This window comes from Microbispora siamensis, from assembly GCF_016863095.1.
Lineage (GTDB): Bacteria > Actinomycetota > Actinomycetes > Streptosporangiales > Streptosporangiaceae > Microbispora > Microbispora siamensis.
The window spans coordinates 140,345-160,891 of sequence record NZ_BOOF01000030.1 but is presented as its reverse complement, the minus strand read 5'-3'; the positions used below and the strand labels follow the sequence as shown (position 1 = coordinate 160,891).

The following is a 20,547-nucleotide window of genomic DNA, read 5'->3' as shown; positions in this document are numbered from 1 at the left end:
CAAGGCCGGCGAGTGGATCAACCGGCAACGGTGTGCGGCAGACTATGAGGCATGCTCCACGGCCGCGAAGCGGAACAGGCGGAGATCGATCGGCTGCTGGCCGATCGCACCGGTGTGATGATCCTCCGCGGCGAGGCGGGGATCGGGAAGACCGCGCTGCTGGAGTACGCGGCCTCCGCCGCGCACGGCCGCGTCCTGCGGGTGAGCGGGGTCGAGTCGGAGGCGGAGCTGCCGTTCGCCGCTCTGCACCTGCTGCTGCGCCCGATGCTCGACCGCATCGCGGCGCTGCCGGACCAGCAGGCGGACGCCCTGATGAGCGCCCTGGGGCTGGGCCGGGCGGCGCCCGGTGACCGCTTCCTCGTCCGGCTCGCCACCCTGAGCCTGCTGACCGAGCTGGCGGCCGACCGGCCGCTGGTCTGCCTGGTGGACGACGCCCAGTGGCTTGACCAGGAGTCGGCGGACGCGTTGCTGTTCACGGCCCGCCGCCTGCATGCCGAGCCGATCGCGCTCATCTTCGCGGCGCGCGACGACGGGACGTCCTTTCCCGCCCCCGGGCAGCCGGAGCTGTGGCTGACCGGGCTGGACAGGCGACCGGCCGCGAGCCTGCTCGCCGAGCGGGCCGGCGGGCTCCCACTGGCCGTACGCGAGCTGATCGTGGACGAGGCGCAGGGCAACCCCCTGGCGCTGCTGGAGCTGCCGCGTACGCTCACCGCCGAGCAACGGGCCGGAGCCATCGGGCCGCCGGTCTTCTCCCTCGGCGGCGCCGAGCCGGTCTCCGGCCGGGTGCTGGCGGGCTTCCGCGCCGCGATCCTGGAGCTTCCCGCCGCGACCAGGTCATGTCTGCTGGTGGCGGCACTGGACGACAGCGGCGACATCGACACGCTCAACCGCGCCCTGCACGGCATGGGCGTCTCGCTCACCGACTTCGCGCCCGCGGAACGCGCGGGGCTGGTCGGGGTCACCCCCACGGGCGTGGCCTTCCGCCACCCTCTGGTGCGTACGGCGACGCGGCTCGCGGCGGATGTGGCGCAGCGCGTCGCCGCGCACCACGCCCTGGCCGGGGCGACGGACGAGGACCGGCGTGCCTGGCACCTGGCGGCGGTGGCCACCGGGCCCGACGAGGGGGTGGCGGGGGAGCTGGAGAAGGCCGCGATCCGCGCCGCGAGGCGCAGCGGCCAGGCGGCGGCGTCGGCGGGGTACGAGCGGGCGGCGCGGCTCTCCGCCGATCCGCCGGCCGCGGCGCGCCGCTGGGCCGCCGCCGCGGCGGCCGCCCTGGACGCAGGCCTGCGGCGGCGCGCCGAGGAGCTCACCCGCCGGGCCTGTCCCGCGGCCGACCCCGCGGTGGCGGCCGAGCTGGCGAGGGTGCGGGCCACGCTGGCCTTCGAGGCGGGCCGGCCGCTGGAGGCGATCCGGCTGTTCCTGGACGGCGTCGAGGCTCTGGCCCCGGTCGACCCCGAGGCGGTGCTGCCGATGGCGAGCATGGCCAGCGTCTACATCTGGAGCAGCACTCCCCATCCCGACCAGCTCGGCCTGGCCCGCCGTATCGCGGACCTGACTCCGCTCGTCGAAGGCCCCCTGAGCGTGCTCAAGGAGTTCAGCAAGGACGTGGTCCACCTGCTTGAGGGCGACGACACGGCCGTCTTCGGCATGCCGTACTCCAGGCTGGGGCACCAGGCGGCGCTCCCGTTCGAGCTGCGCGCCATAAGGACCTACCTCGGCTTCGTCCACGGCCGGCAGCGCATGATGCTGGAGGACGCGAACGGCCTGGTCGCCGAATGCCGCCAGGCCGGGCGGGTCGGCCGCCTCCCGCAGGCCATACTGCTCCAGGCCGTGGCGCAGATCCTCAACGGGCGCCACCGCGCCGCGCGGGCCGGCGTGAGCGAAGGCCTGCAGATCGCGGCGGACAACGACCAGCCGTACTGGGACAACTACCTCATCGGCATCTCCGCCTGGCTTGCGGCGGTGGCCGGGGCGGAGGAGGAGTGCCGCCGGCTGATGGCGCAGGCGTGTGCGGCCGAGACGTGGATGACCGGCGCCACCTGGGCCACGTACGCGGCCATCATGCTGGACCTGGGGGCGGCCCGCTACACGTCCGTGCTGGAGCGCATGGACGAGCGCATGAGCGGGCCCGGCCGGCACGCCTTCATCTGGCGGTACGCCTACCCCGACTACGTCGAGGCGGCCGTCCGGGTGGGCACCCCCGAGCGGGCACGCGACGCGATCGAGCGCTTCGCGACCTGGGCGTGCGCCACCGGGCAGCCGTGGGCGCTCGCCGTACTGGAGCGCTGCCGTGCGCTGATGACCGGGGACGACGCGGCGTACGAGCGGGCGCTGGCCCTGCACCGCGAGGCCGACCACCCCTTCGAGCAGGCCCGCACGGAGTTGCTGTACGGCGAATGGCTGCGACGTCACCAGCGCCGCGCCGAGGCCCGCATCCGGCTGAACGCCGCCATGGAGGCGTTCGTCCGCCTCGGCGCGGCTCCGTGGTCGGCCCGCGCGGAGGCGGAGTTGCGTGCCACCGGCGTCTCGCCGTCCCCCCGCGACCACGGCCGCGACCCGCTGGCCACGCTCACCCCGCAGGAGCTCCACGTGGTGCGGCTGGCGGCGGGCGGAGCGTCGAACCGGGAGATCGGCGCGCAGCTCTTCCTGAGCCCGCGTACGGTCGCCTACCACCTGTACAAGGCGTTCCCCAAGCTGGGCATCACCTCGCGCGCCGAGCTCGCCAGGTTCGTGATGACCTAAGCGGACCCCGCCGACGTGCCCGCCACTACCGTCACATGACGGAGGCGGTACGGAGGCGTCCGTTCCTAGCCTCGGCGGCATGAGCATTCCCACCTATTCACTGGCGGAACGGGACCGCCGCTGGGCGAACGCCCGCGGCATCATGGAAGCCGAGGGCGTCCAGGCGCTCATCGCGTACGGCGAGCACGAGTGCGTGGATCTCGCCCCCTTCGCTCCGGACGCCTACTTCACCAACGACCGGCCCGGCGCGATCGTCGTCTTCTGCCGCGACGCCGACCCCGTCGAGCTGACCTGGTCGACGCTCCCCGTCGCCGACCACATCCAGGCGAGCAGAAGGGGCGAGGAGCTGTGGATCCCCCCGGAGCGCATCCGGGTGGCCAGGCACGCGGCGGGCGTGGCGGAGGTCCTCAGGGAACACAACCTGGAGACGGCGGCCGTCGGGGTGCTGGGGCTGGACCCCTACCCGCCGTTCCACATCAATCCGATCATGCCGTACGGCCTGTGGTCCCAGGTGCTGGCGGAGCTGCCGGAGGTCACCTTCAAACCCGTCGGGCTGAGCTACCTGCTCGCCATCATGCGGCAGTCCGAGGAGGAACTCGCGGTCGTCCGGTATTCGGCCGAGACGGGCGACGCCATGGCCGAGGCGATGCGGGAGGCCGCCCGGCCGGGGGTGAGCGAGGCGGAGGTCTACGCGGCCGGCATGGCGGCGGCGTTCCGGCGCGGCCTGGCCGCCCCGGGCATGTTGCTGTCGTCCGGGCCGGGCTTCGTCTCCTGGGGCCCGCCCGCCTGGTCCTACCGGCCCCAGGCGCCGCGCGTCCTCGAGGAGGGCGACGTCGTCATGGCCGAGGTGTTCTGCCGCTTCGGCATGAAGGAGACCCAGCACCAGGTGGCCATCGCCGTCGGCGAGCCGCACCCGGACATCGAGACCGGCGCGAAGGTGGCCCGTGCCAGTTACGAAGCGGGTCTGGCCGCGGCCCGTCCGGGCAACACCTTCGGCGACCTGGTGGAGGCCATGCAGGGGCCGCTGCGCGACGCCGACGCCTGGAACGTCCACCCGCTGGTCCACACGCTCAACCCGATGGGCCCCGTCGGCGGCTTCGGCGCCGGCCTGCGCAGGCTGCCCGAGGCGGCGCGATACGGCCGGCTGTTCGACCTGCCCACGATGGGCGGCCAGCTCCCCCTGATGCCGGGGATGACCTTCGCCTTCGAGCCCAACGCCGTCATCGGTGATCGACTGACCAACCTCGGCGGCACCGTCGTCATCGGCGAGGACGGCCCCGTCGAGCTCAACCCCTTCACCGCCCACCTGCTGAGGAGCGAGGGATGAGCGCGACCGCCCACATTCCGGAACGCGAGCTGTCCGAGCGGCCGAGCGGATACTCGGGGCCGAACCTCTCGCCCTCGGGCCTGCGGCTGGTTCCGCATGCCCTCGCGGACGGCGTCCACGCGCTGATGGCGACCATCCCGCCCAAGGACAACAACGGGCTCGTCGTCGGCTGGGACGCCGCCCTGATCGTGGACGCCGGAATCACCCCGGAGGTGTCCGGACGGATCCAGGGGCTGGTCGCCGAGCTGACCGATCGGCCGTTGCGCTTCCTCGTCAACACGACCTACCACGGTGACCACACCTTCGGGAACATGGCGTTCCCCGCCGGCACCGTCATCGTGTCGTCGCGGCCGAACAAGGAGAACATGGGCGACCTCGACTACGAGAAGCAGGTCAGGTCGGGCAACATGTACGGCGACGAGACGCTCCTCGACGCGGTGACCCAGTGGCGCACTCCCGACCTCGTGTTCGACGGCTTCGCCGAGATCGACCTGGGCGGGCGCGTGGTGCAGTTGTGGCACTTCGGCCCGGGGAACGGCCCCGGCGACACCGTCGTGTACGTGCCCGACGCCCGCGTCGCCTGGACGGGGAACCTCCTGTGTCACGCGGGCATCGCCCACATGCTGCTGCAGGGCGGTCCCGAGCCGTACATCGGCACCCTCCGCCGGATGAAGGAGGCGCTGCCCGATCTGGCGACCATCGTGCCGGGTCACGGGCCCTCCGGGGACGGCCATGCGGCCATCGACACGCTGGTCGCCTACCTGGAGCGGCTGCACGACGAGGTGCTCGGAGCCGTGGAGGCGGGCCGTACCCTGGAGGAGACCATGGAGACGTGCACCGACCCGTGGGCGGAGGGCCTGGACCCGGAGCTGTCCGCCGCGCTCGCGCGGTATCGCATCCCCCAGGACGTGGCCCGGCGCGGCATGCTCGACCTGTGCCGGAACCTGCACCGGCTCAACGTCCTGGCCACCTACCGTCTCTACACCCGCCCCTGAACCGGGTTCCGGAGTGACGGGGTCTCTGGAGGCGGCACGATCGGACGACCCGCGCGAGCCGCTCCCGGTTCAGCCCAGGACCGAGAACCAGCGCCCGGCCTCGGTCCACACCTCCACGGGGCGGAAGCCGGTGCGCGCGGCGAGCGGCCCGATGCCGGACACGCCGACCCGCGCCCAGGCGAACCATCCGGTGACCCTGCCCTCCCGGCGAAGGCGGACCCGCTCGGTACGGGTCGTGGCGCCGGGCGGATCGAGTTCGGCGACGACCTCGCCGCCGGGCCGCAGCAGCTCGCGGACCCGCCGCAGGAGGGCGTCGGGGTCGCCGCCGATGCCGATGTTGCCGTCGGCCAGCAGCACGGTGCCCCAGCGGCCGGCGCCGGGCACGCGGCCGAACACGTCGCGGCACAGGGCCCGCCCGCCGGCCAGACGGGTGAGCCGTACGGCCCGGGGGGTGACGTCGATGCCGAGTGCCCGCACGCCGCGCCTCGTCAGCGCCACGGTCAGCCGCCCCGGTCCCGAGCCCACGTCGAGTGTGGGGTCGGCGCAGCGGGCGAGCATGGCCTCGTCCCCCTCGGCGCCGTCGAGCCAGCGCCGTGCCTCCAGCGGCCATGTCCTGCCGTCGGCCGACTCGACCTCGACCCGCGCGCCGTCCAGCGACTCGGCGTAGAGGGGGCCGATCACGCGGGGACGTCCGCGCCGAGGGCCGCCAGCGTCGCCGCGAACCGCGAGGAGGGGACCCGCGCGGCCACCGCGCGCGCGTCGGCGGCGGTGTCCACGTCGGTCAGCTCGGGCAGCAGGGCGGCTCGTACGCCCGCGGCGCGGATCCGCTCCAGCAGCAGCGCCCCGGTGTCCGGCCGCGACATCGGCAGCCCGGCCAGCAGGGCGGGGTCGGGCCTGCGCTGCCCGAGCAGCCAGAATCCGCCGTCGGCGGCCGGGCCGACCACGACCTCGTGCCCGCCCAGCAACCGCCCCGCCTCGGCCAGCAGAGCGGGGGTGACCTGCGGGGTGTCCATGCCGATCAGCACGACCGGGACGGGAAGGGCCGCCCACGCGTCGGCGAAGGCGGCGGCCAGCCGGGCGGCCAGGTCGTCCCCCCGCTGCGCGACCACGTCGTACCCCTCGGGCAGCCAGGGCCCCGGCTCGCCGAGCAGGGCCAGCACCCGGCGCGCGGCGGGGGCGGCGGCGACGGCCGACAGCGTGTCGCGCAGCGCCGCCTCCGCGAGGGCGGCGGCCTCCCGTGCGCTATAGGGCGGCGTGAGCCGGGTCTTGACCGCCCCCGGCACGGGCGCCTTGGCGATGACGACGATCTGCGTCGTGGCCTTGGTCTTCACGCCGCCCGCCACATGTCGCGGACGGTCCGCACGGTGCCGCGTACGGTGCCCGTCACCTTCGAGCGGCCCACCCGCGGCAGGTAGTCGACCTCGACCTCGGCGATGCGCCAGCCCGCCTCGCTCGCCCGCAGCACCATCTCCAGCGGATAGCCGAACCGCCGGTCCCGCAGGTCCAGGGCGAGCAGCGCCGTACGGCGGGCCGCGCGCATCGGGCCGAGGTCGTGCAGCGGGGCGCCGGTGCGGCGGCGCAGCCGCCAGGCGAGCACCCGGTTGCCCAGCCGGGCGTGCGCGGGCCACGCCGATCCGGTGACGGGCCTGCGGCGGCCCAGCACCAGGTCGGCGGCGCCGCTCACCACACCCTCCGCGACGTGCGGCACCTGCCGCGGGTCGAGGGAGGCGTCGGCGTCCATGAAGCACACGACGGGGGCGGTCGCGGCCTCCAGGCCCGTGTGACAGGCGGCGCCGAACCCCGGCCTGGGCTCGGTCACCACGAGCGCGCCGTGCCGGGCGGCGACCTCGGCCGACCCGTCGGTGGACCCGTTGTCCACCACGATGGCGCGGCAGCCGTCCGGCATCCGGCCGAGCACCCAGGGCAGCGCCGCCGCCTCGTCGAGGCAGGGAAGCACCACATCGATCTGCATGCCGCAGAAGCTAGGGCCGCCGAGGCCGCACAGTTCTTACGAAGTGACTACGGGGCCGTCCACGGGACGGGGAGGGCGGTCCGGCGCGCCTACCGTGTCGGTCGTGACGGCACGGTCGATGGAGGGACGGCGGGCACTGGCGGCCTGGGCGGCACTGGTGGCGGGCGCGTTCGCGGTGGGCGGTCTGCTGCACGCCCGCGGGGTGCTGCGCATCGACCATCTCCCGCCGCTGCACGCGCTGGCGCGACTGCCCACGCTCGCACTGCTTCCGGCCGCGGCCTTCGCCGCGGTCGCGGTCCCCGTGCTGCCCCGGCTGACCGCGCACCTGCCCATGCGCGCGGCACTGGCGGCGGCCTTCGCCGCGTCGCTCGCGTGGACGGTCCTGCTGGCCGTGTCGGGGGAGGGGCTGGCGTGGCCGTTCACCCACCCGCAGGAATACCTGGCCGGGCTCGGCGCCGTGGGCGACGACCCTCTCGGCTGGCTCGCCGGGTTCACCCGCGACCTGCCCGCCTACCCCACACACGTACGCGGCCATCCGCCGCTGCCGGTGCTGGTGCTGTGGGCGCTGGCGGCCGCAGGGCTGCCGGGACCGTTCTGGGCCGCCGTCCTCGTGGTCGTGACCGGGTGCTCGGCCACTGCCGCGATCGGGCTGACCGTATGGCGCGTCGCGGGGGAGGACGCGGCCAGGCGGGCGCTGCCGTACCTCGCCCTGTGCCCGGCCGCGGTGTGGATCGCGACGACCATGGACGCGTTCTTCGCAGGGGTGGGGGCGTGGGGGACGGCGCTGCTGGTGCTCGGCGCGCGGAGCCGGGCGGGCCGGGTGGCGCTCGGCCTCGGCGCGGGGCTGGCCCTGGGCGCGCTGCCCTACCTCAGCTACGGCCTGGTGCCCTACCTGCTCGTCCCCCTCGTGGCGGCGGCCGCCGCGCAGGTGCCGCGTACGACCGTGGCCGCCTGCCTGGCCGGGATGGCGGCGGTGAGCGCCCTGTTCGCCGCCGGAGGGTTCTGGTGGCCGGCCGGAGTGCTCGCCACCCACGCCGAGTGGGCGGCCGACCCCGGCGCGGCCCGGCCGTACCTGTACTTCCTGGTCGCCGACCTGGCCGTGCTCGCCCTGGTGACCGGGCCGGCCACCGCCGTCGGGCTGGTGGCGGCGGGGCGGGCCGGGGAGCGGATCCTGCCCGTGGCGGCGCTGGCCGCGGTGCTCGCCCTCGACGTCAGCGGCGTCACCCGGGGCGAGGTGGAGCGGATCTGGCTGCCGTACGCCCTGTGGGTCGCCGCGGCGGCAGGGCGTACGGCGGCCGGGCGTGCGGGAGACCGCCGCCTGCTGGCCGCACAGGCGGTGCTCGGTCTGCTGCTGCAGGGGTTCGTGAGATCTCCCTGGTGATTCAGCCGGCCGTCCCCAGAGGGGCGTGGGCGAACTCCCGCATGCCGTCGGCGAAGCGGACCCGGGCCCGGAAGCCGAGGTCGGCGGCGGCGCGGTCCGGGGAGGCCACGATGTGCCGCACGTCGCCGAGCCGGTAGCGGCCGGTGACCTCGGGGGCCGGCCCGCCCCGGGCCGCGCTCAGCGCGTCCGCCAGGTCGCCGATCGTGCGGGGCTCGCCGCTGGCCACGTTGTACGCGCGAAGCCGCCCGGGCGGGGCGGACTCCAGCGCGTCGAGCGCGGCGAGGTTGGCCGCCGCGACGTCCCCGACGTGGACGAAGTCCCTGCGCTGGCCGCCGTCCTCGAACACCAGCGGCGCCCGCCCGGCCTCCAGCGCGGACCTGAAGATCGCGGCCACCCCCGAGTAGGGGGTGTCGCGCGGCATGCCGGGGCCGTACACGTTGTGGTAGCGCAGGGCGACCGCCGCGCCGCCGGTCTCGCGGGCCCAGTTGGCCGCCAGATGCTCCTGGGCGAGCTTGCTCGTGGCGTACGCGTTGCGCGGATCGGCAGGGACGTCCTCGTCGACGGTCCCCGGCGTCAGCGCCCGCCCGCAGCGCGGGCACGCCGGCTCGAACCGCCCCGCGGCCAGGTCCTCCTCGGCCCGGGGGCCGGGGCGCAGGCGGCCGTGCTCCGCGCAGTCGTAGACGCCCTCGCCGTAGACCACCATCGACGACGCCAGGACCAGCCGGGCGACCCCGTGCCGCGCCATCGCGGCGAGCAGCACCGCGGTCCCGAGCGCGTTGACCGACACGTACTCGGGGAGGTCCCGCACGTCGACGCCGAGGCCGACCTTGGCCGCCTGGTGCACGACGGCGTCGGCGCCGTCGAGGGCGCGGCCGACGGCGTGCTCGTCAAGCACGTCACCGGCCGTGACGTCCTCGCCGCCGCGCAGGTCGAATCCCCGCACCTCGTGCCCGGCGTCCCGCAGCAGCCCGGCGACGCGGCTCCCGATGAAACCGGCCGCGCCGGTGACCACGATCTTCATTCCGTGACGGTAACAACGGCCCACCGCGCTGAAAGTTTCATATTCCTTACGGAATGACGGGCACGGATGCGAGCGGAGTTGACGGGTCCGCCCCGGCGAACCGATGATCCGGGCGATGTCGTCGGCGGATCGTCCCGGAGGGTGGCTCTTGTCCAGACTGTCGTGGCCGGCCGCGTGGACCGCGGCGGGCGCCGTCGCCGCCGCGCTGCTGGCGGCCAACATCGCCGCGCCGCCCGTCCTCGCGACGAGTGTGACGACGGCGTATGCCGCTTCCGCGTCCGCGGGCGAACCGTCGCCGCAGCCGACCGGGACCGGTTCCGCCGGCACGCCCACGACGCCGGGCGAGGTGCGCGCCTGCCCGCCGCCCCTGCCCACGGGCGGCACGCCCCAGGGCGTGGTCGGCCTGTGCTGGACGGCGTCCACCGACGACGTCGGCGTCACCGGCTACGACGTCTACCGCCTCACGCCCGACGGTTTCGTGAAGGCGACCTCGACCACGTCCACGATTACCGTGATCACGGGCCTGACCATCGGCCGCACCTACACCTTCTTCATCGTGGCCAAGGACGCCGACGGCAACACCAGCCCGCCCACCGCGCCGTTCAGCACCACGGCGGTCACCGGCATGTCCGTCTCGCCGAGCCCCGGCACGGGCGACACGACCCCGCCGACCAAGCCGGCCGGGATGCAGGCGAACTGCCTGCCGGACTTCCGCGGCACGTCGTTCTGCTGGACGCCGTCCACCGACGACGTCGGCGTCACCGGCTACGACGTCTACCGGCGCACCGACACGGGCTGGACGCGGGCGGGGACGGCCTCCGGCACCGCCCGCTACTTCACCGAGGGCAACCTCGTCACCGGTCAGTCGTACGTCTACTTCGTCGTGGCCAAGGACGCCGCGGGCAACCTCAGCCTGCCGTCCGACCTGGTGACGACGGTGGCGTCGGGCGGCTTCCCGCCGTACACGCCGCCCCCGGTGAGCTGCAGGATCAAGTACGACTGGTGGCCCTGGGGCGGCGGCTTCACGGCCACCGTGACGATCACCAACCTCGGCCAGACGGCGATGAACGGCTGGACGCTGCGCTTCGTCCTCCCCGACGCGGGACAGAAGATCACCAGCGGCTGGTCGGCCACCTGGTCCCAGTCCGGCAAGGACGTCACCGCCGCGAACACGCCGTGGAACGCGGTGATCCAACCCGGCGCGTCCCTGCAGATCGGCTTCACCGGCACCTCCACGGGCGCCAACCCCGAGCCCACCGGCTTCACGCTGAACGGCGGCGCCTGCATCCGGGGCTGACCGCCCCACCCGACCGGGCCGCGGGCCAGGCCGTTTTCGAGGGGCGAATCGGGGCAGGCAGGACGGTATGCCGCTGCTCGACACCACGCTGCTCCTGCTGCTCGAGGGCTACGCCTGGCTGCCGGCCCGATGGCGGGAGACCCAGGGAGAGATGGTCCACACCCGGCTGATGGGCCAGCGCGCCGTCGTGCTGCGCGGGCCGGACGCCGTCCGCTTCTTCTACGACGACAACCACGTCCAGCGAGCGCCCGCGCTGCCCGAGCCGATCAAGAGCACGCTGTTCGGCCACGGCGCGGTGCACACGCTCGACCAGGCCGCGCACCGGGCGCGCAAGGGCATGTTCATGTCCCTGATGACGCCGGAAAGCGTCGCCGCCCTGGTGGGCGAGACCACCGCGGCGTGGGACGCGGCGGTGGCGACCTGGCCGGACAGGGGACACGTCGTGCTCTTCGACGAGGCCGCCCGCGTCATCACCCGGGGGGCGTGCCGGTGGGCGGGCATCCCGCTCACCGAGGAGGAGACCGAGCCCCTCGCCGCCGACCTCGTCGCGCTGGTCGACGGCTTCGGGTCACCCGGCCCTCGGCACTGGCGGGCCCGCGCCGCCCGCAGGCGCCGCGAGGCGTGGCTGGCGGGACTGGTCGAGGACGTGCGGCGCGGAGCCCTGCGGGTGCCGGACACCTCGGCGCTCGCCGTGGCCGCCCGCCACCGGGAGCCCGACGGCGAGTTGCTCGCGCCCCGGATCGCGGCGGTCGAACTGCTCAACCTGGTGCGCCCCACCGTCGCCGTGAGCTGGTTCGTCACGTTCGCCGCGCACGCGCTGCACTGCTGGCCGGTCAACCGCGTCCGGCTGACCGAGGACACCGACGGCACGTACGCCGAGGCGTTCGCGCACGAGGTGCGGCGGTTCTATCCCTTCGCGCCCTTCGTGGCGGGCAAGGCCGTCAAGGACCTCACCTGGAAGGGCGAGCAGATCCTGGCCGACTGGCTCGTGCTGCTCGACGTCTGGGGCCAGAACCACGACCCGGCGCTCTGGCCGAACCCGTGCGCGTTCGACCCGCGACGTTTCATCGGGCGCGAGATCGGCCCGTACGACCTGATCCCACAGGGCGGGGGCGACCCGGCGGCCGGGCACCGGTGCCCGGGCGAGCCGGTCGCCGTGGGCCTGCTGGAGGCCCTCGCGCCGCGGCTGGCCCGGCTGGACTACACGGTGCCGGAGCAGGACCTCACCGTCTCGCCGTACCGGATCCCGGCCCGGGTGGCGAGCGGCTTCGTCCTGCGTCCGGCCGGCGCCGCCGTGACCCCCGAGCCCGTGGGGGCCGAACGGCGGCGCCCCTCCGTTCATCCCTTGTAGTTGAAGACCTGGCGCAGCGTGTGCCGGACCTCGACGAGGTCCTTCTGGTCCGCCATGACCTGGTCGATCGGCTTGTACGCCTCGGGGTGCTCGTCGACCAGCGCGGCGGCCCGGTCGGAGTTCCAGGTCCGGCCGCGCATCGCCTCCCTGAGCGAGGCCGCCGACAGCTCACGCTTGGCCCGGCTCCGCGACATCCTGCGTCCCGCGCCGTGCGAGCAGGAGTTGTACGACAGCGGGTTGCCCCGCCCGCGCACGATGTAGGACCGGGTGCCCATCGAGCCCGGGATCACGCCCTCGTCCCCGGTGTCCGCCTTGATCGCGCCCTTGCGGGTGATCCACAGCTCCTTGTCCTGATGGGTCTCCATCTGGGTGAAATTGTGGTGGCAGTTGATCGTCCGGACCCGCGTGCCCGTGCCGACGACGCGGAACAGCGCGTCGCTCAGCACCCTGTCCATCCGCGCCCGCGACGCCATCGCGTAGCGCTGCGCCCACAGCATGTCCTCGATGTACGCGGTGAACTCCGGGGTGCCCTGGGTGAAGTAGGCGAGGTCGTAGTCCTCCAGCCCGATCTCCATGCGCCGCATGAGCCGCTTCGCGCCGTTGATGTGCGCGGTGGCGAGCTGGTTGCCGATCCCGCGTGATCCTGAGTGCAGCACGGTCCAGACCCGGTCGCGCTCGTCGAGGCACACCTCGACGAAGTGGTTGCCCGAGCCGAGGGTCCCGAACTGGCAGGCGACCGTGTTCTCCTGCTTGGGCGTCAGCGTGGTGTGCGGCCGGCCCAGCTCACCGAGCGCGCGGTCCACCGCGCGGTCGTCGTGCCCCTTGCCCACACCCGCCGGGATGCGCCGCTCCACCAGCCGCATCAGCGGGTCGAGCGAGTCGGGCAGGTCGGCGGCCGTGAGCGTGGTCTCGGTCGCGACCATGCCGCAGCCGATGTCCACGCCGACGGCGGACGGGATGATCGCGCCCTCCGTGGGGATCACGGAGCCGACCGTCGCGCCGATGCCCACGTGCGCGTCCGGCATGAGCGCGACGTGACCGGGCACGAACGGCAGGCGCGCCGCCCGGGCGGCCTGGTCGATCGTCCCGTCGTCGATCTCGCTCGCCCAGGACAGCACCTTCGGGGCGATGTGCTTCGGCATGGTTGGATCTCCTCCTCGGTCGAGATCCACTGTGCCGCGCACCGGGCGGGAATCCCAACCGAATATCGCGCGGAAACTCGTTTGCCGCCCTACCCGCTCGCCGCCCATCATGCCGAAATGAGCGACGATTCCCGTGATCCCGGCGGTCAGGACGCGGAGGAGCGGCGGCGCCGCGGCGGCGAGGACGGCCCGCCCCCGCCCGCCGGAGGCGTACGACTGCCGTGGACCGCGGTGCCCGCGCACCTGCGGCTGGCCGTCGAGACGCGCCTCGGGGACCGCGTGATCGAGGCCGTCACCCAGCCCGGCGGCTTCTCCCCGGGCGTGGCCGCCCGCCTGCGGCTCGCGGGCGGCGGCAGGGCCTTCGTCAAGGCGGTCGGCCCCGAGCCGAACCCGGTCAGCCCCGGCATCCACCGCGCGGAGGCCCGGGTGGCCGCCGCGCTGCCGGCCACGGCGCCCGCGCCCCGGCTGCTCGCGTCCTTCGACGAGGACGGCTGGGTGGTGCTGCTGTTCGAGGACGTCGAGGGACGGTCACCGGCCCAGCCCTGGGTTCCGGCGGAGCTGGATCTCGTGCTCGGCGCGATCGCCGAGCTGGCCGAGTCGCTCACCCCCGCGCCCGTGGCCGTGCCGACGGCCGCCGAACGGCTCGCGGAGGAGTACCGGGGATGGCGGCGCCTGGCGGACGGCCCCGATGGCCTCACCGTGGACGGCTCCGATGCCGCATGGGCCCGGCGGCACCTGGACCGGCTGGCGGAGCTGGAGGCGGCCTGGGAGCGGGCGGTGGAGGGCGACACGCTTGCCCACGCCGACCTCCGGGCCGACAACCTGCTGCTCACCGCGGACGGACGCGTGTACGTGGTGGACTGGCCCTGGGCGTGCCTCGCGGCCCCGTGGTTCGACCTGCTCGGGATGCTCCCGAGCGTGGCCATGCAGGGCGGGCCGCCACCGGCCGAGGTCTTCGACGGCCACCCGGTCGCGGCGAAGGCGGACGGCGACGCCGTCACCGCGGTCCTGGCCGCCGTGACCGGCTTCTTCCTGCAGCGGGGAAGCCTCACCCCGCCACCGGGCCTGCCCACGCTCCGCGCGTTCCAGCTCGCCCAGGGTCGTGCCGCGCTGGCCTGGCTGCGGCGGCGTACCGGCTGGAGATGACCCGGCGACCGACGCCGCGACCGGACGCCTGCCCGCGCTCCTGCCGGCGAGGTCCCGTCGGCACGTGACCCTGGATCGGGAACCGGGCAGGACGAGTGGAACCCTGGGCGAGGGCGACGGCGCGAGCCGTGAGCGGCGGGACGACCCGCCCGCAGCGCCCGGCCGGTTTCGCGTGCGCGAGAGGAGAGCGAGCATGAACCCCGCCTCGGCCGCCGTGGGCGGCGCGGCCACCTTCGTCTGGCTCGGGATGGTGCTGGCGATCTCCTTCCTGGAGGCGCCCCTGAAGTTCCGCGCGCCGGGGGTGACGATCCCGATCGGCCTCGGCATCGGCCGGCTCGTCTTCCGCGCGCTCAACGCCGCCGAGGCCGTGCTGGCGGTCGTCGTGATCGTGGCGGTCGCGACCGGATCACCCGCCACCGCCGCGGTCGCGCTCACGGTGGTCGCCGCGGCCGTCCTGGTGATCCAGATCGCCGTCGTACGCCCGCCGCTCAACCGCAGGTCCGACCGGGTCCTGTCCGGCGAGGACCCGGCGCGGCACAGGTCGAGGGCGCACCTGTACTACGTGGCGCTGGAGGTCGTGAAGGTCGTGTCGCTGCTCGCACTGGGCTGCGTCCTGCTGGGCCGGATCTGACCCGGGGTCTTCGGTCCGCTTCCGCCGGCTCTACCAGTGGTCCCAGTGGACGACCTCGGTGACGGGGACGCGGCGTGCGGGTTTGAACTCCGTGCCGACCGTCCAAGCGACGGGGATGAGCGCGCATTGGACGGTCGTCTCGTACGGAAGGCCGAGCAGCGTGGCCGCCTCGCGTTCGCAGTTGAGGTGCGGCGTGGTCCACACGGTGCCGAGGCCGCGGCTGCGTGCGGCCAGCATGAAGCTCCACACGGCGGGCAGCACCGAGCCCCAGGTGCCGGCCTGCGTCGCCGGATCGTCGAGCTCCGCCCGCGATCCCACCCGGATGCAGGGCACCAGCAGGACGGGCACCTGGTCCAGGATGCCGACCAGGTGATGCAGGCTGTCGGCGATCGCGTGCCACCCCGACTCGGCGGTGAAGTCGTGGCGGCTGGGGCCCTCGTGGGACTGCGGCGCGGCGGGACTGGTGAGGCCGCGTCGCCACAGGTCGGCCAGGGCGCGTCGCCGGGCGGGGTCGGTGACGAAGACGAAGTCCCAGCGTTGCCGGTTGCGTCCACTGGGGGCCTGCTGGGCCAGGCGGGTGCAGTCGAGGAGCACCTCGCGCGGGACCGGCTTGGTCACGTCCAGCCTGCGGCGTACCGCGCGGGTCGTGCCGAGCAGCTCGTCCGGGGTGAGGTGCAGCAGGTGGCCGCGGTCGTCGGGGATCTCAGGCTGGGACATGGTCACTCCTGATGTGGCGGTCGCGTTCGGGGTGGACCAGCAGGGCGAACAGGGCTCCGGCGAGGGCGAGCAGGACGCCGCTGAGGAGGAAGGCGGTGGTGTAGCCCGCCTGCGGGGTGGCGGCTCGGTCCAGCAGCCATCCGGTGATGATGGGGCTGGCGATCCCGGCGGTGACGCTGAGGCCGGAGAAGACGCCGAGGATGCCGGCTCGCTGGTGGGGAGGCACGAGCTCGGCCACGGCGGGGTTGGCGAAGGTGTTGACGGTGACGGATATGCCGTAGCCGAGCATCAGGAGGGCGATGGCGGGGATCGGCGCGTGAATCAGCGGCAGACCGGTCAGCAGGATGCCGGCGCCGGCCAGGCAGGCGCCGCCGAGCAGGCCGCGCGCCCGTCTGGAGGTGACCCCCGCGCGCAGGAGCCGGTCGGTGATCGCTCCGGAGGCGACCAGCGCCACGATGCCGAGCGCGCTGGGCAGCCCGAACAGCGACCCGGCCGCCTCCGGGGAGAATCCGAGGGCGTTTTCGAAGTAGGAGGGCAGCCAGGTGAAGATGATGGCGGCGAGTGCGTTCTGGGCGAAGTAGGCGATGAGGCAGCCGATGAACGTGCGGTTGAGCAGCGCGCGACGCCAGGGGACGCCGGTGGCCTGACGGCGCTGCGGCCGGTCACCCCGGCCGGGGGCGGCTCCGTACGGGCCGAGCCGCCCGGTGGCCAGCCACAGTAGCGACCAGCCGAGCGCGAGCGCTCCGACGGTGAGGAATCCGGCTCGCCAGCCGAACCGGATGATGACCAGGGTCAGGAGGGGCGCCATGGCGATCTTCGCGACGGCGGCGCCCGCGGTGTAGAGCGCCTGCGGCAGGCCGCGCCGCTCGTTGGGGAACCACGAGTACAGCACGGTCATGGACAGGGGGTTGGCCGGTCCTTCCGCGGCCCCGACGAGGATCCTGCTGGCGTACAGCATGCCGCCGGTGGCGGCGACGGCGGCGGGCACCTGGCCGGCGGCCCACAGCAGGCCGCAGGCCAGCAGGACCCACCGCGGGGAGATCCGCTGGGCGGTGAAGCTGACGGCGATGCAGGTCACGCCGAAAAGCACGTAGGAGGCGCTGCCCAGGCCGCCGAAACCGGCGGCGGACATGCCGAGCTCGGCGCTCATCGGTTTGGCGACCAGGCCAAGCAGGGCCTTGTCCAGGAACACCACCACCGCGGAGAGGACCAGCACCGCGGTGACGCCCCAGGCGCGGGCGCTGACGGGTGAGGACGGCATCGAGGCGCCGGGCGGCGCGAGGCTTTCGTCGACTGCCACTGCTGCTTTTCCTTTCCTGCGGGCTATCGGGGCAGGGCCGACAGCCAGCGCATGAGCGAGTCGTTGACGTCGGCGGCCAGTTCCTGGTGGATGAAGTGGCCCGCCTGCGGACGCAGGACCACCTGGCTGTAGTCGTGGGACAGGCACATCCGCTCCACCTGGGCCCGGGCCGCGTGGCGGTGGAAGGCCAGCACCGGCTGACGGCGGCGGCGCAGGACCGGCTCGGCCTGGGGAAGGAAGCGCAGGCTGCCCGGACCGAAGGCGCTGTGCCGGAAGGTCTGCGCCCTGACCCAGGCCGGTCGTGACAGGACCTCCAGCAGGTGCCAGGTGCGCAGGTGCCCGGGGGTCCCCGGGGTGTGGAAGCGGTCGCTGAACAGGTCCTGGGCGATCTGGTCGGCGTCCGGTCCCTCCAGGTCGTCGGCGAGGCGGGCCATCCACTCCCGATCGCCGGGGTCGCCGGCGTAGTCGGGGTCGATCATCACCAGAGCACGGACGAGATCGGGGTGACGGGCGGCCAGTACGGTGGCCACCGAGCAGCCCATCGAGTGGGCGAGCACGACGACCGGCGCAAGGCCGGCGTGGCGGATCAGGGCCGCCAGGTCCTCTGCGTGGTCGCCGACGTCGTAGCCGGTGGGCGGGCTGCCGGAACGTCCGTGGCCGCGCAGGTCGACCGCCACCGTGCGGTGATGGGAGCGCAGGGCGGGGATCTGGTAGATCCAGCCTTCGGCCGCGCCCCACATGCCGTGCACGAGGAGCAGATTGAGCGGCGGCCGGGCCGAGGAGGCGGGCGGGTAGTCGGCGTAGAACAGGCGCACGCCGGAGTGTTCGAAGTAGGGCACGGGGACTCCGTCAGGCTGAGGGAGCGAGCTGGGCGCCGCCGCACACGTGCAGCACCTCGCCGGTGATGAAGCTCGACCGGTCGCCGGCGAGGAAGGCGACGGCGTCGGCCACGTCCTGCGGCCGGGCCAGCCGGCCCAGCGGTGTCATCGCCCGGTGGCGGGCGGCGAATTCCTCGAACTCCCGGCCCGTACGCCCCGCCTTGGTCAAGGGGGTCTCCACCACGCTGGGCGCCACGGCGTTGACGGTGACACCGATGGGGCCCAGTTCGACGGCGAGGGTCCGGGTCAGGCCGACGACGGCCGCCTTGGAGGTGACGTAGCCCGTCGGGCCGCCGCCGAGCCAGGTGCGGGAGCCGACGTTGACCACCCGTCCCCAGCCGTGACGCTGCCACCAGGGCCGGATCGCCTGGCACAGCAGCATGGGCCCGCGGACGTTCACCGCCATCGTCGCGTCCCAGCCGTCGGGGGTCTGCCCGGCCAGGGAGTGGCGGACGTTGACGGCGGCGTTGTTCACCAGGCAGTCCAGTCGTCCGCCCGCGCGCTCCACGCGCGCGATTCCTTCACGGACCGCCTCGGGGTCGCTCACGTCCACCCGGCAGGCGCGGACGGTCCGGCCACCGGACGCCGACAGGCGGCCCGCCGCATCGGCGACGGCCTCCTCGTCGACGTCGAAGAGCGTCACGTCGAATCCGTCGGCGGCCAGCTGAGCGGCGATGGCCGTGCCGAGGACGCCCGCTCCTCCGGTGACGATCGCCCCTTTCGCACTCACCGCTGTCCTCCCTCCGCGGCCTGGAACGAGACGTGGCCGCGCAGATAGGCGGCGTTGAAGGCGAGGGCCTCGCGCGGTGGCCGGTCGGTGCTGAAGTCCTCCACCGACACCCATCCGCAGTAGCCGGCGTCGTGGAGCAGCCGCAGGATCGCGGGCACGTCGAGCACGCCGTCATCCATCGGCGTCCAGCGATGCCGCCATGGACCTCCGCCCTCGGGACGTTCGAAGGCGGCGTTCTTGATGTGCACGTGCGCCAGATGTTCGCCGAGGATCTGCAGCGCCATCCGGGGATCCTCCGACCCCTCCACCACGGCGTTGCCGGGATCGTAGACGACCCCTACCAGGTGCGGGGGCAGGTGTCCCACGACCTGCTTGGCCAGCGCCGTACTGGGGCAGATCGTCCGCTGGTGCATCTCCAGCAGCGCCTGGACGCCGAATCGGCCGGCCAGCGCCGCGACCTTGTCGAAGAACTCGACGCCCCGGCCGAGCGCCTGGTGGAAGCCGCCGTCCGTCATCGACGGAGCCCACAGGCGTATCCGCGGCGTTCCCGCCTCGGCCGCCAGCCTCATGAGCTGCTCGACTCCCTGGACGTCGCCGGCCGGGACGTAACCGCTCAGGCCGATGACGGCCAGGCCCGCGCGGTCGCACAGCTCCCGTGCCCGGCGGATGTCGCCTTCTTCCGGACGGAGGGTGCAGCGGTTGTTGGTCAGAAAGTGCGCCGGGCCCGGCGAGCCGGCCTCGGCGGAGACCCGCCATTCGATTCCGGCATACCCCGCTGCGACCGCCGCCTCGATCGCCTCACCCGGCGTCAGCTCCGGCAGGCAGGCCGAACACACGCCAAGCCTCATCGTGCTCCTCGAAGAACGCAGCATGGAAGCTGCTCACCGTTGCGCGTCACCATCGGTGATGGCCGCCGACATCAGTACAGGGCCGGACATCCCTCGCCGTCCAAGTCCTTCTTGGCACTTCTGGTATGTTCCGCAGGCATAGCCGAGCGATCGGATGAGGAGAGACCATGGAACTCCGGCACCTGCGGTATTTCGCCGCGGTGGCCGAGGAGGGCTCGTTCTATCAGGCCGCTCGGCGCCTGCTGGTCTCGCAACCGTCGCTGAGCCGGCAGATCATGGATCTGGAACGGCGACTCGGGCAGCGGCTGTTCGAGCGCACGTCCCGGGGGGTGCGGCTGACACCGAGCGGAGAGGCGCTGCTGCGGCACGCCCGGGAGATTCTCGGCCTCGCCGCGACCACTCAGGAGATCGTCTCGGAAGCGGCGCGGGCGCGCCAGGTGGTCTCCATCGGCGTGCCTCCCGCGACGCCCGGCTCCTGGCTGTCCTCCGTCGTCGAGGCAGTGGACCGTACGCTGCCCCACGCCGAGCTGAACTACGTGGAGGCCACCAGCTTCGACCAGCTTCGCCTGCTGCACGAGGGCAGGCTCGATCTGTGCCTGGTCCATCAGCCGCCACCCGGTCACCACGGCTCATGGCTGTTGCGTCAGGAGATCCTCGGCCTGGCGGTGCGGCCCGGCCACCCGCTGGCCGACGAGCCGCACTACCGGATCGGCGACCTCCACGCGCTGCGGGTGCTGGTGCACGCCCGCGAACGGGAGCCCTCGCGCGAGAGCATGACGGCGGCCGTGCTGGCCGCCGGAGTCCGGCCGTACTGGCGATTCGCCCAGTTCACCGAGCACGTTCTGGCCTGCGCCCAGGCGACGCGGTCCGATGCCGCGCTGGTCGCCTCACACGTCGCCGCGCTGCGCCTGCCCGGCTGGCGCTGGCGGCCCGTCGAGGGGCTGCCCGAGGCCGTGATGACCACGTGGCTGGTGTGCCAGCGGCCCACGCGGGCGGTGGTGGAGGAGGTGGCCGGCGTCGTGCGGGCCGTGCCGGCCTGACCAGGCCGTCCGCGGGGTGCGGGCGGCCT

Annotated in this window: 19 protein-coding genes; 9 read left to right on the top strand and 10 right to left on the bottom strand. The window is 74.0% G+C overall.

The features are described 5' to 3' along the window. Positions 1-51 precede the first annotated feature (51 nt). The 3 genes from Msi02_RS25210 to Msi02_RS25200 all read left to right on the top strand — a co-directional run bounded on the left by Msi02_RS25210 (position 52) and on the right by Msi02_RS25200 (position 5,064). Positions 52-2,742 (top strand): helix-turn-helix transcriptional regulator, encoded by a 2,691-nt coding sequence (locus Msi02_RS25210; RefSeq protein WP_204050540.1) that lies wholly within the window; start codon positions 52-54, stop codon positions 2,740-2,742. Between the two features lie 79 nt (positions 2,743-2,821). Continuing rightward, on the top strand, positions 2,822-4,069 hold the full coding sequence (locus Msi02_RS25205) for a M24 family metallopeptidase (RefSeq protein WP_204050539.1): 1,248 nt from the start codon (positions 2,822-2,824) through the stop codon (positions 4,067-4,069). Next, positions 4,066-5,064 carry an MBL fold metallo-hydrolase gene (locus Msi02_RS25200; RefSeq protein ID WP_204050538.1) on the top strand — a complete coding sequence of 333 codons (999 nt, stop codon included), beginning with the start codon at positions 4,066-4,068 and terminating at the stop codon, positions 5,062-5,064. Before Msi02_RS25205 ends, Msi02_RS25200 begins: the two co-directional genes overlap by 4 nt. Positions 5,065-5,133: 69 nt before the next feature. Here the strand turns inward: Msi02_RS25200 and Msi02_RS25195 are convergent, their stop codons facing one another. The 3 genes from Msi02_RS25195 to Msi02_RS25185 are packed head-to-tail and all read right to left on the bottom strand — an operon-like array spanning position 5,134 to position 7,036. Next, entirely contained in the window at positions 5,134-5,745 is a 612-nt protein-coding gene (locus Msi02_RS25195; RefSeq protein WP_204050537.1) for a methyltransferase domain-containing protein, read from the bottom strand. Continuing rightward, the gene (locus Msi02_RS25190) at positions 5,742-6,395 is read right to left on the bottom strand and encodes a TIGR04282 family arsenosugar biosynthesis glycosyltransferase (protein ID WP_204050536.1); all 654 of its coding nucleotides are present in this window, start codon (positions 6,393-6,395) and stop codon (positions 5,742-5,744) included. Before Msi02_RS25190 ends, Msi02_RS25195 begins: the two co-directional genes overlap by 4 nt. Beyond that, a complete protein-coding gene (locus Msi02_RS25185; protein WP_204050535.1) occupies positions 6,392-7,036 on the bottom strand; it encodes a glycosyltransferase family 2 protein in 645 nt (214 codons plus the stop codon). Before Msi02_RS25185 ends, Msi02_RS25190 begins: the two co-directional genes overlap by 4 nt. Positions 7,037-7,139: 103 nt before the next feature. Here Msi02_RS25185 and Msi02_RS25180 point away from each other — a divergent pair, with 103 nt between their 5' ends. Beyond that, positions 7,140-8,417, top strand: a complete 1,278-nt coding sequence (locus tag Msi02_RS25180) for a hypothetical protein (protein WP_204050534.1) — start codon at positions 7,140-7,142, stop codon at positions 8,415-8,417. 1 nt (position 8,418) lies between these two features. Here Msi02_RS25180 and Msi02_RS25175 read toward each other — a convergent pair whose 3' ends face one another. Then, a complete protein-coding gene (locus tag Msi02_RS25175; protein ID WP_204050533.1) occupies positions 8,419-9,438 on the bottom strand; it encodes an NAD-dependent epimerase/dehydratase family protein in 1,020 nt (339 codons plus the stop codon). 148 nt (positions 9,439-9,586) lie between these two features. Here Msi02_RS25175 and Msi02_RS43440 point away from each other — a divergent pair, with 148 nt between their 5' ends. Beyond that, positions 9,587-10,735, top strand: a complete 1,149-nt coding sequence (locus tag Msi02_RS43440; RefSeq protein ID WP_239108682.1) for a cellulose binding domain-containing protein — start codon at positions 9,587-9,589, stop codon at positions 10,733-10,735. A 67-nt stretch (positions 10,736-10,802) separates the two neighbouring features. Next, positions 10,803-12,086 (top strand): cytochrome P450, encoded by a 1,284-nt coding sequence (locus Msi02_RS25165; RefSeq protein WP_204050532.1) that lies wholly within the window; start codon positions 10,803-10,805, stop codon positions 12,084-12,086. On the opposite strand, the gene Msi02_RS25160 is transcribed toward Msi02_RS25165, so the two are convergent. Next, entirely contained in the window at positions 12,074-13,228 is a 1,155-nt protein-coding gene (locus tag Msi02_RS25160) for an RtcB family protein (RefSeq protein ID WP_204050531.1), read from the bottom strand. The two genes, Msi02_RS25165 and Msi02_RS25160, sit on opposite strands and share 13 nt — an antisense overlap. Positions 13,229-13,345: 117 nt before the next feature. Between Msi02_RS25160 and Msi02_RS25155 the strand changes: the two genes are divergently transcribed. Together Msi02_RS25155 and Msi02_RS25150 are read left to right on the top strand one after the other, a co-directional pair. Then, positions 13,346-14,374 (top strand): aminoglycoside phosphotransferase family protein, encoded by a 1,029-nt coding sequence (locus Msi02_RS25155; protein WP_204050530.1) that lies wholly within the window; start codon positions 13,346-13,348, stop codon positions 14,372-14,374. A gap of 193 nt (positions 14,375-14,567) precedes the next feature. After that, positions 14,568-15,005: a hypothetical protein gene (locus Msi02_RS25150; RefSeq protein WP_204050529.1), complete on the top strand. Its 438-nt coding sequence runs from the start codon at positions 14,568-14,570 to the stop codon at positions 15,003-15,005. A gap of 30 nt (positions 15,006-15,035) precedes the next feature. On the opposite strand, the gene Msi02_RS25145 is transcribed toward Msi02_RS25150, so the two are convergent. The 5 genes from Msi02_RS25145 to Msi02_RS25125 are packed head-to-tail and all read right to left on the bottom strand — an operon-like array spanning position 15,036 to position 19,478. Then, a complete protein-coding gene (locus tag Msi02_RS25145; RefSeq protein WP_079314903.1) occupies positions 15,036-15,722 on the bottom strand; it encodes a nitroreductase family protein in 687 nt (228 codons plus the stop codon). Continuing rightward, on the bottom strand, positions 15,709-17,022 hold the full coding sequence (locus tag Msi02_RS25140) for an MFS transporter (RefSeq protein ID WP_204050528.1): 1,314 nt from the start codon (positions 17,020-17,022) through the stop codon (positions 15,709-15,711). Before Msi02_RS25140 ends, Msi02_RS25145 begins: the two co-directional genes overlap by 14 nt. A gap of 23 nt (positions 17,023-17,045) precedes the next feature. After that, positions 17,046-17,861, bottom strand: coding sequence for an alpha/beta fold hydrolase (locus Msi02_RS25135; RefSeq protein ID WP_079314905.1), 816 nt, complete (start codon positions 17,859-17,861; stop codon positions 17,046-17,048). A gap of 10 nt (positions 17,862-17,871) precedes the next feature. After that, entirely contained in the window at positions 17,872-18,630 is a 759-nt protein-coding gene (locus Msi02_RS25130; RefSeq protein ID WP_239108681.1) for an SDR family NAD(P)-dependent oxidoreductase, read from the bottom strand. Next, complete coding sequence (locus Msi02_RS25125) at positions 18,627-19,478, bottom strand: sugar phosphate isomerase/epimerase family protein (protein WP_204050526.1); 852 nt, start codon at positions 19,476-19,478, stop codon at positions 18,627-18,629. Before Msi02_RS25125 ends, Msi02_RS25130 begins: the two co-directional genes overlap by 4 nt. A gap of 167 nt (positions 19,479-19,645) precedes the next feature. Between Msi02_RS25125 and Msi02_RS25120 the strand changes: the two genes are divergently transcribed. Beyond that, entirely contained in the window at positions 19,646-20,518 is an 873-nt protein-coding gene (locus tag Msi02_RS25120) for a LysR family transcriptional regulator (protein WP_204050525.1), read from the top strand. The last annotated feature ends 29 nt before the right edge of the window (positions 20,519-20,547 follow it).